This is a genomic window from Kitasatospora sp. NPDC004669 (assembly GCF_040609455.1).
Taxonomy (GTDB): Bacteria; Actinomycetota; Actinomycetes; order Streptomycetales; family Streptomycetaceae; genus Kitasatospora.
Genome location: NZ_JBEXKB010000008.1, coordinates 48,555 through 61,283, shown reverse-complemented (window position 1 = coordinate 61,283; position 12,729 = coordinate 48,555). Strand labels below are relative to the sequence as shown.

The window sequence follows — 12,729 nt, the reverse complement described above, 5'->3', positions numbered from 1 at the left end:
ATTCCGGGTCACGAGGTCGACATCCAGCGGTCGCGCAGGCCGACCAGGACGGCGACGGAGACCGCCAGCAGGACCAGCGACAGCGCGATCGCGGCCTCCGGGTCGGACTCCATGGCCAGGTAGACGGCCAGCGGCATGGTCTGGGTGCGGCCCGGGAAATTGCCCGCGAAGGTGATCGTCGCGCCGAACTCGCCGAGTGCCCGGGCCCACGCCAGGACGGCCCCGGCGGCGATCCCCGGGGCGATCATCGGCAGGGTGACCCGTCGGAACGCGGTCAGCCGGGAGGCCCCCAGGGTCGCGGCCGCCTCCTCGTAGCGGGGGTCGGCCGCCCGCAGCGCGCCCTCGACGCTGATCACCAGGAAGGGCATCGCCACGAAGGCCTCGGCGATCACGACCCCGGTGGTGGTGAACGGCAGCGTGATGCCGAAGGCCGAGTCCAGCCAGGAGCCGACGATCCCGCGCCGCCCCAGCACCAGCAGGAGCGCCACACCGCCGACCACCGGCGGCAGCACCAGCGGCAGGGTGACCAGCGCCCGGATCACCCGCCGGCCGGGCAGCTCGGTGCGGGCGAGCAGCCAGGCCAGCGGGACGCCGAGGACCAGCGAGACCGCGGTGGCGGCCGTCGCGCAGACCAGCGACAGCCGCAGGGCCTCCCAGACGGCGGTGCTGGTGAGCTGCTCGGACAGGCCGCTCCACGGTGCCCGGACCAGCAGGCCGACCAGCGGGAGGATCAGGAACGCCAGTCCGAGCAGTGCCGGGAGCAGCAGTGTGACCGGGACGCGGTGCGCGCCCGGGCGGCGGCGCGGCAGGGCCTTCGCGGGTCCTGCCGTCGCCGGGGCGCCCTGGTCCTCGGCGCCGTCGCGGCCGGTGGTGCGGTTCTTCACGGCGCCTGGAAGCCCGCTGCGGTCAGTGCCTGCTTGGCCTCGGGCGACTGGATGTAGGCGACGAAGGCGGCCGCGCCGTCCTTGTTCGGCGCCTTGGCCAGCGCGGCGATCGGGTAGTCGTTCACGGCCTTGTCGGCCTCGGGGAAGTCCACACCGTCGATCTTCGCGGCATCGGACTGCACATCGGTCTTGTACACCAGGGAGGCATCGACCTCGCCGAGCTCGACCTTGGTGAGCGCGCCCTTGACGTCCTGCTCCAGGGTGACCGGGGTGAGGTTGAGGCCGGCGGCCTTCAGCGCGGTCTGGGCGGCGGCGCCGCAGGGTACCTCCTTCGCGCACAGCGCGACCTTCACGCCGGGGGCGGTGAGGTCCTTCAGGCCGGCGATGTGCTTGGGGTTGCCCTTGGGCACGGCGATGGCGAGGGTGTTCTTCACGAAGGTCTTCGGCTCGCCGCTGGCGCCGCCCGCGTCGGTGACGGTCTTCATGGTGGCGGGGCTGGCGGCGGCGAACACGTCTGCCGGGGCACCGGAGTTGATGCTGGTGGCGAGGGCGGAGCTGCCGCCGAAGTTGAACGTGACCTTGGTGCCCGGGTTGGCGGCCTCGAACTTCTTGCCGAGGTCGGTGAAGGTCTCCTTGAGTGAGGCGGCGGCGAAGACGGTGATGTCGCCGTGGGCCTTCGGGGCACTGCCGGTGCCGGTGGTGCTCGCGCTGCTGCTCGCGGCCGAGGAGGTGGAGCCGCCGTCGCTGCCGCAGGCGGTGACCCCGAGGCTGAGGGCGAGGGCCGCTGCGGCGACGGCGAGTCTGCGGGTAACGGTGGTGCGGGTGCTCATCGGTGCTTCCCCTCCGGGGTGCGCGCCGGAAGGGGCGCGGAGCCCTGGCCGCAGGTGCGGCCATTACGGCGATCATAGTGCCGCAAATGCGAGTGATAAATCCTCTGTCGCTTCGCACAGGCGGGGTGGGGCAGGCGGCTCGGGCCCGCTGTGGGAAGGCTCAAACGTGCACGGACGGTACGTGTGTGGGGGGCGGTTCGGCGGGGTCGTCGGCGCCGCCGTGGAAAACCCGTCGCACCGAGGTCGGTCGAACGGTCAGAGTGTTCGTAGCCCGGTCGTACGATCGATGAGCGGTCGTGCCGGGCGCCCGACGTTCGAGCCCAGGGGAAGAGTCCGCCCATGTCCACACTTCGAGTCACTGCCGAGAGGCTCGTCATTCTTGAGCACCCGAACGCCGACGCTCTGGAGTTGGCGCAGGTCGGCCTCTATCGGGCGGTGGTCGCAAAGGGTGTCTACCGGACCGGCGACTTCGCCCTCTACATCCCCGAACAGGCCGTCCTCCCGGATGGGTTGATCACGGAGATCGGGCTGACCGGCAAGCTGGCCGGCTCCCGGGCGAACCGGGTGAAGGCGGTACGGCTGCGCGGAGAGCTCTCGCAGGGCATCGTCTGCCGGCCCGGTGCGCTCGCCGACACCGACCTGGCCGCGGCCGCCGACCGGGGCGAGGACTTCGCCGAGCTGCTCGGGATCGTCAAGTGGCAGCCGCCGGTGCCGACTTCGATGAACGGCGACGTGGTCAGCGCGCCGGACCTGCTGCCCTGGGTGGACGTCGAGAACCTCAAGCGCTACCCCGACGTCTTCGAGCCGGGCGAGCCGGTGGTGCTCACCGAGAAGCTGCACGGCAGCTGCTGCCTGGTCACGTACACCGCCGCCACCGAGGAGGTGCAGGTCTCCTCCAAGGGGATCGGCGCGCAGGGGCTGGCGCTGGCCGAGGACGGGCGCAACCTGTACTGGCGGGCGGTGCGCGCGTACGACCTCCCGGCGGTGGCGGCCCGACTGGCCGAACGGCTGGGCGCCGAGCGGGTCGGCATCTTCGGCGAGGTGTTCGGCGAGGGCGTGCAGGACCTGACGTACGGGGCCTCCGCGCGCACCGAACGGCCCGGGTACGCCGTATTCGACGTGTCCGCCGTGGTCGACGGGCAGCTGGCCTGGCTGCCCGCCGCCGAACTGCTGGACGGCGAGCTGCCGTTGGTGCCCGAGCTGTGGCGCGGGCCGTTCGACACCGAGACTGTGCTGGCGTACGCGCACGGCAAGGAGAGCCACTCCGGGCGCGAACTCCACCTGCGCGAGGGCGTGGTGGTCCGGCCGGTGGCCGAGCGATGGAGCCCGGTGCTGGGCGGGCGGGCGATCGCCAAGGTGGTCAGCGACGCCTATCTGACGCGCAAGGGCGGCACCGAGTACGAGTGATCCCGGCGCCTGTGGCCGGCGCCTGTGCTTGGGGCGGGTGCGCACGATGCGCGCCCGCCCCCGCGTTTCCGCTGGACGCTTCCACGACTGAATACCCGTCAGTAAGGTTGAAGGGTCGCCAGCGCAGAAGGAGTGCCGATGACCACCGCAGCCGCCGTGCCCGGACCGGCCGGGAACCCCCTGGTCGGGTCGCTCTTCGACCTCACCCGCCATCCGCTGCGCACCCACCTCGCGGCCCGTCGCGACCACGGGGACGTGGTGCGCTTCCGGGCCGGACCGCCCGGCCTGCGGGTCGAGTTCTACGGGGTCTTCTCGCCTGAGGGCGCCCACCAGGTCCTGGGCAGCGAGGCGGCCAACTTCCGCAAGGAGAACAGCTTCTACGACGAGCTGCGGACCAGCGTCGGCAACGGGCTGCTGACCAGCCAGGACGGCGACTACCAGCGCCAGCGACGGCTCGTCCAGCCGCTGTTCACCCGGCGCCGGGTGGACGGCTACGCGGACGCGCTCGCCCAGGAGGCGCAGGCGCTCGCCGAGCGGTGGCGGGCCGTGCCCGGCGGGGTGGTGGACGCGGCGCAGGAGATGTCGCGATTCGCGCTGCGCGCCGTCGCGCGGATCCTCTTCGGCGCCGATGTGGAGGAGGCGGTGGAGGTGGTGAACCGCAACTTCCCGGTGCTCGGCGAGTACATCAAGGAGCGCGGCTTCGCGCCGGTCCGGCTCCCGCGCACCTGGCCGACGCCGAGCAACCGGCGCGGCGCGGAGGCGCAGCGGGCGCTGTACGAGATCTGCGACCGGATCATCGCCGAGCGGGCCGCGCGCGGGGGCGGCGACGAGGGCGCGGACGACCTGCTGACCCTGCTCGGGCGGGCCCGCGGCGAGGACGGCGAGCGGCTGGATCCGGCCGAACTCCGTGACCAGGTCCTGGTGTTCCTGCTCGCCGGGCAAGAGACCACGGCCACCTCGCTGGCCTTCGCGCTGCACCTGCTGGCCAAGCACCCGGAGCAGCGCAAGCTCGCGCAGGAGGAGGCGCGCACCGTCCTGGCCGGGCGGGCGCCGACGGCGGCGGACCTGGAGCGGCTGCCGTACATCACCCGGGTGCTGAAGGAGGCGATGCGGCTCTTCCCGGCGGCGGCGCTGATCGGGCGGCGGGCGGTCGAGGAGACGGTCATCGACGGGCACGTCATCCCGGCGGGGGCCCAGGTCGTGGTCGCGCCGCTGGTCACCCAGCGGCACCCGGACCATTGGGCGGAGCCGGAGCGCTTCGACCCGGACCGGTTCCTGCCGGAGGAGGAGAAGGCCCGGCACCGGTACGCCTGGTTCCCGTTCGGCGGGGGGCCGCGGGCGTGCATCGGGCAGCACTTCTCGATGCTGGAGGCGGTGCTGACCCTCGGGGTGCTGCTGCGGGACTTCGAGATGGAGGTGGTGGACCGGCGGGTGGCGCTCGTGCAGAGCATCACGCTGAGGGCGGCGAGCCCGATGCGGGTGCGGGTGACGGCGGCTGGCTGACGGGTTTCAGCGTTCAACTTTCAGCGGACAGATAACAGATTTCGAAATCCGTCATCTGTCCGCTGTTAGTTGTCTGTTGTTCGCTGTCGCTCGCCGCGCCGCCACCACCGCTCGTCCGAACCTGGGCACACGACCGGGTCATTCGAACACATCGCACCCGCCATGCGGGCAGCTTTTCAGATCTTTCGGTGGCCGATTCCGGCCCCTCGATAGCGTCCCAGGCACCCCAGGTCGAAAGCGCACATGCGGACGGCATATGCCTCGCGTGCAGTCCGCCCGGCCGGGGAGCCCGGGCGCACCGCGTACCGCCCCGGGCCTGACCGGTCGACCGGAGGTCCCATGGGCACCCTCAACCAGTTCAGCTTCGGCTGGCTGACCCCCGTCCTCTCGTACGTGATGGCCTGTGCCGGCGCCGCCCTCGGGCTGCGCTGCACCCTGCGCGGCCTGGCCGCGAGCGGCGCCGCCCGTCGGAACTGGCTGATCACCGCCGCCGCAGCGATCGGCTCGGGCATCTGGACCATGCACTTCGTCGCGATGTTCGGCTTCACCGTCGACGGCACCGAACTGCGCTACAACGTGCCGCTGACCGTGCTCAGCCTGGCGGTCGCGGTGCTGGTCACCGGCCTCGGCCTGACCGTGGTCTGCTACGGCAGACACCGCGGCCTCGCCCTACTGGGCGGCGGCTTCACCACCGGGATCGGCGTCGCCGCGATGCACTACCTCGGCATGGCCGCCGTGCGGATGCACGGCGGGCTGCGCTACGACACGGGAACGGTCGCGTTGTCCGTGCTGATCGCGGTGGGCGCCGCGACCGCCGCGCTCTGGGCGGCCGTCACCATCCGCAACGTGTACGCGGCGGCCGCCGCCTCGCTGGCCATGGGACTCGCCGTCAGCTGCATGCACTACACCGGCATGGCCGCCGTCCACGTCCAGCTGGACCCCGCCCGCACCGGTCTCGGCGGGGCCAGCCCGATGGAGTTCGTCTTCCCGCTCGCCGTCGGCCTCGGCTCGTTCCTCTTCCTCGCCTCGGCCTTCGCAGCCCTCTCCCCGACCGCCCAGGAGCGGGACGGCTACCTGGCCGCGGGCGAGCTGACCATCGAGGAGTTCCCCGCGCCGGCCGCCCACCCCGACGTCGAGCTCCCGGGCGCGGAAGCCCCCGACCGGTTCCGTCACGACCGCGCCGCCTGACCCCGGCACCGAGCCCGCCCCGCCCGAAAGGCCCCTCACCCATGCGAGAAGACCGCGGTACCGCCCCCGGCGCCCGCCGGGGTGCCCACGCCGGGCCGCCCGCCCGTCCACCGCGCCCCGGCCCCTGGCTGCGCGGGCTGCGCCCCCGGACAGTCCGCGCCCGGATCATCGCCCTGCTGATGGTCCCGGTCGTATCCGTCATCGCCCTCTGGGGCTTCGCGACCGTCACCACCGCCCAGGGCGTCTGGGACCTGCTGCGCCTGCGCGACGCCCAGCGCACCCTGCTCACCCCCGTCGCCGGGACGGTCGCCGGCCTGCAGGCCGAACGCGCCGCCGTCGGCCAGCTGTTGGCCGCCCCGGGCTCTTCCCCCTCCGCTGCCCGGGAGAGCGCCCTGCGGGAGGCCGCCAGCAGCACCGACCGGGCGCTCGCCCCGCTGTTCCCCGACCCCCGGCACCCCGGCCAGGGTTACAACCGTGCCGACGCCCAGGGCCTCGGCGCCGACGCCGCCGCCCGCCTGGACGCCCTCGGCGCCTCCCTCACAGCGCTGCCCGAGCTGCGCGCCCGGGTGCTGGCCCGGACCGTCGGCTGGCCCGAGGCGTACGCCGCGTACGGCGCGGCCGTGGATCGGGCGCTCGCCGTGTCCGGCGCCGTCGCCCCGCAGCAGGACGGCCGGGCGGCCGCCGACACCCGGGTGCTGCTGGACCTCGCCCGCTCCCGTGAACTCCTCGCCCGCGAGGACGCGTTGCTGCGCACCGCCCAGCTCTCCGGCGCGCTCGGCGACGACCAGCTGCGCGAGTTCTCCGGTGCGGCCTTCGCCCGGCGAGAGTTAGAGCAGGGCTCGGCCGCCGACCTGCGCCCCGCCGACCGGGACGCGCTGCTTGCCGTCACCGACGGCCAGGACCACCGCGAACTGGTCGGCTACGAGGAGAAGGCCCGCATTGCCGCCGACGGCCGGGCCGCCGTCGCCGCCGTGCCCGCGGACCGGTGGGCGATGGTCGCCGGGAACGTGGCCGGGGGCCTGCGCGCCGTCGAGGACCGAGCCGGACGGCTCGCCGCCGAGCGCCAGAACCCCTATGCCCTGGGCCTGTTCACCCCGGCCGGGATCGCCGTGCTGCTCGGTCTGCTCGGGGTGGTCGCCTCGCTGGTGATCTCGGTGCAGATCGGCCGCGGCCTGGTCACCGAGCTGATCGGCCTGCGGAACTCGGCACTCGACCTCGCCGGTCGCAAACTGCCCGCCACGATCCGCAAGTTGCGCGCGGGGGAGGAGGTGGACATCGACACCGAGGCGCCCCGGCCGGTGGGGCGCGACGACGAGATCGGCCAGGTGCACCGGGCTCTCGGCACCGTCCAGCGGGCGGCCGTCACGGCGGCGGTGGAACGGGCCGAGGTGCTGTCCGGGGTCTCCGGAGTGTTCGTCAACCTCGCACGCCGCAGCCAGGTCCTGGTGCACCGCCAACTCACCCTGCTGGACGCGATGGAGCGGCGCACCGAGGACCCGTCCGAACTGGCCGACCTGTTCCGGCTGGACCACCTGACCACCCGGATGCGTCGGCACGCGGAGGGCTTGATCATCCTCTCCGGGGCCGTCCCCGGCCGGGCCTGGCGCCGACCCGTCCCTCTGATCGACGTGGTGCGCGCGGCCGTCTCGGAGGTCGAGGAGTACGCCCGGGTCGAGGTGCACCCGCTGCCGCGGGTCGCCGTGGTCGGCCACGCCGTCGCCGACCTCACCCACCTGGTGGCCGAACTGGTGGAGAACGCCACCGGGTTCTCCCCGCCGCACACCCGAGTGCACATCCGGGGTGAACAGGTCGGCAACGGCTACGCGTTGGAGATCGAGGACCGCGGCCTCGGCATGGGGCCGACCCCGCTGGCCGACGCCAACCGCCGGATCGCCGCCGCCGAGCGGACCGATCTGTTCGACAGCGACCGGCTCGGCCTGTTCGTGGTCAGCCGGCTCGCCCGACGGCACGACGTCAAGGTCTCGCTGGTGACCTCCGCGTACGGCGGCACCACCGCCGTGGTCCTGCTGCCCACCGGGGTGCTGGCCGACGAGCGGGACGGCAGGGAGCAATTCTTCGAGCCGGTACCGGAGTTGGACGTCATGACCGCCCCGGAGGGTCCGGTCGCCGCGTCGTGGCTGGAGCCGGCACCGCTCCCGACCGAGGGGTCGTCCTTCCCCGGCGACGGGGTGACGGAGATCGAGCTTCCGGCGGCGGGTGGGCCGCTGCCGGAGGGCGGGGCTCTGCTGGCCTTCGGCGTCCGGGGCGACGACCCCGAGCCGGTGCGCCGCACCCCCTTCCGGGCCTCCGGTGCCCGGACGGCCGGACCGGCTGCGGACGGGGGCCCGGGTGCCGCCTCCCGTCCGCAGTCCGGTCCGCCGCAGCCGTACCGTACGCCGGTCGCGCCGGTGGCCCAGGTGGCTGAGGTGGCCGCCGGGCAGGCCGGTGGGGAGGTCGCCGGGACGGCGCAACCCGGCGACGGGCCCGAGGAGTTGCCGCGTCGAGTCCGGCAGGCGAGCCTGGTGCCCCAACTGTGCGAGGCCCCGGCCGATACGGGCCCGCGCACCCGCCGGACCGCAGCCTCCGGATCCGGTGCGACGCCCGCGAGCCGCAGCCCGGAGGCGGCGCGGGCGGCGATGTCCGCATTCCAGAGCGGCTGGGCGCGCGGACTGCGCCCCGACCGGCGGCCCGAGGAACCGCCGACCGACCCCGCCCGGCCCCGGCCGCTGCGCCACCACCCGTCCTCACCCCGACCCGAAGGAGACCGTCCGTGATCGGCACCACCCACCGCGCGGGAGAACTGAACTGGCTCCTAAACGAGTTGGTCCAGCGCGCCCCCGAGGTCCGCTTCGCTGTGATGCTCTCCGCCGACGGCCTGGCCATGGGCACCTCGACCGGACTGGACCGCGAGGACGGCGAGCACCTGGCAGCCGTCGCCTCCGGCTTCCACAGCCTGGCCAAGGGCGCTGGCCGGCACTTCAACGCGGGCGAAGTCCGCCAGACCATGGTCGAGTTGGAGGGCGGATACCTGCTGGTCGCGGCGGCCGGGGAGGGCACCTGCCTGGCCGTGTTCGCCGGCGCGAGGGCCGATCTCGGGCTGATCGCCTACGAGATGGCCAGACTGGTCCGCCGGGTCGGGGAGCACCTGAACGCCGCGCCCCGCGTGGTGCACGGCGGGTGAGCCCAGTGCCCCAGCCGGACCGGCCGCATCGAGCGGACCGCCCTCAACAGCCGGACCGCCCCTACCAGTCGGCGCCCGCGTTCCACCCGTACCACCAGCGACATCCGGAGCATCCAAGGGCGGAGCCCGGCGGACACCCCCGCAATCCGCTCGCCGCCGCCCACCGGGCCCGCTGGTACGACGACGAGGCCGGGCCGCTGGTCCGCCCGTACGCCATGACCAGGGGCCGGACCGGGGTCGGCGAGCAGCGGTTCGACCTGATCGCCGTGGTCGTGTCCGACCTGCCCGACCCGGCGCTCGCCCCGGACGCCCCCGAGCCGCCGGTCGGCCCGGAACAGGCGCGCATCCTCGGCCTGTGCCGGGGCGCGTCGCTGTCCGTGGCCGAGCTGGCCGCCGACCTCGACCTGCCGGTGGGCGTCGTACGGGTGCTGCTCGGCGACCTGCTGGCGGCCGGGCTCATCCGGATCAGCCGCCCCGTCCCGCCCGCCCTGCTCCCCGACGAGCGCATCCTCCAGGAGGTCATCCATGGACTCCGCGCACTCTGACCGTCCGTCCGACCGTTGGCCGTCCGACCCGGTGGACCCGGCCGACACCGTGCTCGCGCTCAAGATCCTGGTGGCGGGCGGCTTCGGGGTCGGCAAGACGACGCTGGTCGGCGCGGTCAGCGAGATCCGCCCGCTGCGCACCGAGGAGCGACTGACCGAGGCCGGGCGGGAGGTGGACGACCTCGACGGGGTGGGACGCAAGACCACCACCACGGTGGCGATGGACTTCGGCCGGATCACCATCCGCGAGGGCCTGGCGGTCTACCTGTTCGGCACCCCGGGGCAGGACCGGTTCTGGTTCCTCTGGGACGAACTGGCGCAGGGCGCGCTCGGCGCCGTGGTGCTGGCCGACACCCGGCGGCTGACCGACTGCTTTCCGGCCGTCGACTTCTTCGAGCACCGGGGCATCCCGTTGGTGGTCGCGGTGAATCGTTTCGCCGGTACGCGCGAGTTCGGGCCGGAGGAAGTCTCCCGCGCGTTGGACCTGGAAGCCGGTACACCGGTGGTGCTGTGCGACGCGCGGCGGCGGGCCTCGGGGAAGGAGGTGCTGATCAACCTGGTCGAGCACGCGGGGCGGATGCATACCGCGCGGCTGCTGGCGGAGGCCTCGTCGGTTCGGTGAGAGCCGAGCTCGACGGACGGATCTCAACCGATCTCAACGGGTCTCAACCGATCTCGGCGAACGGACTTCAGCGAACGGACTTCAGCGAACAGAGTTCAGCTGACGGATGACAGATTTTGAAATCTGTCATCCGTCGGCTGTCGATTGTCGTCCGCTGCCCGTCGTCGCTACCCGCTCAGCTGCGCCACTGGAAGATGATCTTCGTCCAGGTGGACCCCGGGCAGTTGCCCCACACGGCCCAGGCCTGCGGCCGCGCGCCGATCCACAGGCCGACCGTGTAGGTGCCGTTGGCGCAGTAGGTGATAGTGCGCAGCTGGCCGGAGTAGATGTTGCAGTACCCCTCCCAGCGCCAGCCGTAGTTGGCGGTGATCACGCAGTGGTAGGCGGCGGCGGCGATGTGGGGCGAGGCCGCCGCGGCGCCGGGGGTGATGGTCTGGTCGGCGGCCGGCGCCGCGGCGGCCGGCGTGGTGGCGGTCCCGAGCATGCCCAGGGCGGCCGCGGCGGCCATCCCGAACGTGGCGATCTTCCTGGCGATGCAGCCTCGCATGGCGGTTCTCCTCGCTCAACGGTTCCCATCGGGCGGAGCGCCCCGGCCGGCGCGGCGGCGGTCGGGGGTGAATTCCCGCCCCCCGTCCGGCCGGTGACGAATTGCACACGAATGACTGCGCAGCGTGAGACGACGAACTATGATGTGATCTGTGTCACAACCCGCTCGGTTGGGCTGAGGCCAGCCTCAACTGGGCGTTCGGATGCCGATTTCCGGGGAGAGCGGCATGGCGGATTGCAGCGGACGATATGCGGGCGGGCGAGGGAAGGAGTTCGGAACGGGTCCTACGGAACGCCAATCCGCCGATTTCAACCAGGTGTTCACCGACCTGCTGCCCAGACTCCACCAGGCGGCCGCGATGCTCACCGGAAGCCAGCTGGCGGCGGGTGACGTCGTCCACGACGCCTATCTGCGGATCGCCAGAAGCCCCGAGCGGTTCCTCAGTCATCCGCAGCCGTACGCCTACGTGTTCACCACGATGACGAACATCCTGCGCGACCAGTGGCGCCGGGAGCGCCGCCGGTTGGCGCTGCCCGAGGTGCCCGATCCGGCCGAGGCGGCGGAACGTGGCCGGTCCGCGCTCGACCCGCGGTCCGGCGGGATGGCCGAGCTGCAGGCGCGCTGGGAGGTGATCCGACTGCTCGGCTTCCTGACCGCCAAGCAGGCCCGGGCCGTGGTGCTGGTGGACCTCGACGGCTACTCCGTGGACGAGGCCGCCGAACTGCTCGGCCTGCACCGCAGCACCCTGGCGGTCACCCGGCGCCGCGCTCACGGTCGACTGCGTGCCGTCCTGGAGCGGGAGCGTCGGCGCGGTGCCTGAGGGCAGCGCCTTAGGGCAACCGCTGAGAGCGGCGGCTGACGGCCGTCCCTGAGAACGGCGCCGGAGGACCCCGACCGGCCCTCCGACGCACCGAACTGACGGCAAGTCGGCTGATGCGCCGCCCCGGCCCGTACGCTGAAAATCGTGATCACGGACGATGACCGCCGCCTCTGCGCCCTGGCCGAGGACGGCCGCTGGCCCGAGCTGCTCGCCGCCTACCGGCAGGGTCGGGCGGCTGCCGTCGTGCAGGCCGGCGAGCAGGCCGCCGCGGCCCTGACCGCGCCGCTCGGCCACCTGATCGCCTATTCGGCGCCGCCCGAACTGGCCGTCCGGCTGTTCGACGCGGACGGCGGCGAGGGGGCGGTCGCCGGGGTGGCCGACCACGATGCCGGTCCGCTCTGGGAGGTGCTGGCGACCCGGCACTCCTGGCTGCGGCTGGCCCCGCTGCTCGGCCCGGCCCCGGTGCGCCGGCTGGTCGCGCACACCCGGGTGCTGCTCGGCGAGGACCTCTCGTACGGGGCCGAGCCCGACCCGGAGGGCGTGCCCCTGCGGCTGGAGCCATGGGAGACGGCCGGTTGGGGTGAGGCCTCGCGGGTGCGCGAGTACCTGCCCGGCGGGGGAGCGCGCAGCGCGGTGCTGACCCTGCCGGCCTGCAGGGAGGGCCTGGGCGAGGTCGAGCTGCCGGAACCGGGTGCGCGGCTGGGCGGTCAGCGGGTCACCCGGGCGCTGGCCGAACTGGCCGCGCTCGTGCCCTGGGCGGAGGTGGTCTGCGTGCGCGGCCAGGCCCCGCTGGCGGCCGCCGTGCTGGCCGGGGGCCGTCGGGTGGTCGGCGGGTACCTGCCGTTCGCGCTGGCCTACCCGGCGCTGGTGCAGGCCGCCGCCGTGGGCCGCGCCCAGGGCGGCGCGCACGGGCGGCTGGGCCTGTGGCGGGCGCTGGGCGCGATGGCCGGTGCGGACCGGCCGGACCGCGCCGAGGTGACCGCCCTGGTGGCCCGGATGCGCTGCTTCACCTGGCAGGAGCCGGCCGCCGGACTGCGCCATCTGCACCTCGCGCTGGAGGACCCGGCGAGCGGGGTGGCCTGGGCGGTCAGCGGCTCCCAGGAGTTCTGATCGGCGGAGGACAGCGGGAACCCCCGGCCCGGCGCCGTTTCCGGGGGTTGGTGGGAGGCGCCGGGCCGGGGGAGTCGAGGGGTGGCGGGGCC

The 12,729-nt window shown here is 73.7% G+C and carries 12 protein-coding genes; 9 read left to right on the top strand and 3 right to left on the bottom strand.

All coding sequences use genetic code 11. The features are described from left to right. Positions 1-8 precede the first annotated feature (8 nt). Both ABZW30_RS09260 and modA read right to left on the bottom strand, forming a co-directional pair. Positions 9-809, bottom strand: a complete 801-nt coding sequence (locus ABZW30_RS09260; protein ID WP_355670544.1) for an ABC transporter permease — start codon at positions 807-809, stop codon at positions 9-11. Positions 810-880: 71 nt separating this feature from the next. Then, positions 881-1,714: a molybdate ABC transporter substrate-binding protein gene (gene modA / locus ABZW30_RS09255; RefSeq protein WP_355670412.1), complete on the bottom strand. Its 834-nt coding sequence runs from the start codon at positions 1,712-1,714 to the stop codon at positions 881-883. A gap of 339 nt (positions 1,715-2,053) precedes the next feature. Here modA and ABZW30_RS09250 point away from each other — a divergent pair, with 339 nt between their 5' ends. The 7 genes from ABZW30_RS09250 to ABZW30_RS09220 all read left to right on the top strand — a co-directional run bounded on the left by ABZW30_RS09250 (position 2,054) and on the right by ABZW30_RS09220 (position 10,160). Next, positions 2,054-3,121 carry an RNA ligase (ATP) gene (locus ABZW30_RS09250; RefSeq protein ID WP_355670411.1) on the top strand — a complete coding sequence of 356 codons (1,068 nt, stop codon included), beginning with the start codon at positions 2,054-2,056 and terminating at the stop codon, positions 3,119-3,121. A 138-nt stretch (positions 3,122-3,259) separates the two neighbouring features. Then, complete coding sequence (locus ABZW30_RS09245; RefSeq protein WP_355670410.1) at positions 3,260-4,624, top strand: cytochrome P450; 1,365 nt, start codon at positions 3,260-3,262, stop codon at positions 4,622-4,624. A 339-nt stretch (positions 4,625-4,963) separates the two neighbouring features. After that, positions 4,964-5,812 (top strand): MHYT domain-containing protein, encoded by an 849-nt coding sequence (locus tag ABZW30_RS09240; protein WP_355670409.1) that lies wholly within the window; start codon positions 4,964-4,966, stop codon positions 5,810-5,812. 41 nt (positions 5,813-5,853) lie between these two features. Next, a complete protein-coding gene (locus ABZW30_RS09235; RefSeq protein ID WP_355670408.1) occupies positions 5,854-8,586 on the top strand; it encodes a nitrate- and nitrite sensing domain-containing protein in 2,733 nt (910 codons plus the stop codon). After that, a complete protein-coding gene (locus ABZW30_RS09230; protein WP_355670407.1) occupies positions 8,583-8,993 on the top strand; it encodes a roadblock/LC7 domain-containing protein in 411 nt (136 codons plus the stop codon). Before ABZW30_RS09235 ends, ABZW30_RS09230 begins: the two co-directional genes overlap by 4 nt. A 197-nt stretch (positions 8,994-9,190) precedes the next feature. Continuing rightward, complete coding sequence (locus tag ABZW30_RS09225) at positions 9,191-9,538, top strand: DUF742 domain-containing protein (protein ID WP_355670543.1); 348 nt, start codon at positions 9,191-9,193, stop codon at positions 9,536-9,538. Beyond that, on the top strand, positions 9,519-10,160 hold the full coding sequence (locus ABZW30_RS09220) for an ATP/GTP-binding protein (RefSeq protein ID WP_355670406.1): 642 nt from the start codon (positions 9,519-9,521) through the stop codon (positions 10,158-10,160). Before ABZW30_RS09225 ends, ABZW30_RS09220 begins: the two co-directional genes overlap by 20 nt. Positions 10,161-10,335: 175 nt before the next feature. Here ABZW30_RS09220 and ABZW30_RS09215 read toward each other — a convergent pair whose 3' ends face one another. Continuing rightward, positions 10,336-10,707 (bottom strand): hypothetical protein, encoded by a 372-nt coding sequence (locus ABZW30_RS09215; protein ID WP_355670405.1) that lies wholly within the window; start codon positions 10,705-10,707, stop codon positions 10,336-10,338. A gap of 316 nt (positions 10,708-11,023) precedes the next feature. Here ABZW30_RS09215 and ABZW30_RS09210 point away from each other — a divergent pair, with 316 nt between their 5' ends. Continuing rightward, on the top strand, positions 11,024-11,527 hold the full coding sequence (locus tag ABZW30_RS09210; protein ID WP_355670404.1) for an RNA polymerase sigma factor: 504 nt from the start codon (positions 11,024-11,026) through the stop codon (positions 11,525-11,527). Between the two features lie 144 nt (positions 11,528-11,671). Further along, entirely contained in the window at positions 11,672-12,637 is a 966-nt protein-coding gene (locus tag ABZW30_RS09205) for a hypothetical protein (protein ID WP_355670403.1), read from the top strand. The last annotated feature ends 92 nt before the right edge of the window (positions 12,638-12,729 follow it).